This is a genomic window from Mesorhizobium sp. M8A.F.Ca.ET.165.01.1.1, from assembly GCF_004792065.1.
GTDB lineage: Bacteria > Pseudomonadota > Alphaproteobacteria > Rhizobiales > Rhizobiaceae > Mesorhizobium.
Genome location: NZ_SRTH01000239.1, coordinates 1 through 288 on the forward strand (window position 1 = coordinate 1; position 288 = coordinate 288).

Annotated in this window: 1 protein-coding gene; it reads left to right on the top strand. The window is 62.5% G+C overall.

The annotated features are described in order from the left end of the window. Window positions 1-288 (top strand): ABC transporter permease subunit (locus tag EN808_RS35910; protein WP_135918276.1); only part of this gene is annotated, 288 nt, incomplete at both ends.

Sequence of the window (288 nt, forward strand, 5' to 3'; positions counted from 1 at the left end):
GCGTTCTCGACTCCACCCGCGTCTATCGCCTCTCGCGCGCAGTCGCCGTCGACATCAACATCATGGACTATGTCGAGGCCGCCAAATTGCGCGGCGAAGGCGAAGGTTGGATCATCTTCCGCGAGATCCTGCCCAACGCGCTGTCACCGCTGATCTCCGAGCTCGGCCTGCGCTTCATCTATGCCGTGCTGTTCTTGTCGACGCTCTCCTTCCTCGGCCTTGGCGTGCAGCCGCCTGACGCCGACTGGGGCGGCATGGTCAAGGAAAACAAGGACGGCATCGTCTTCG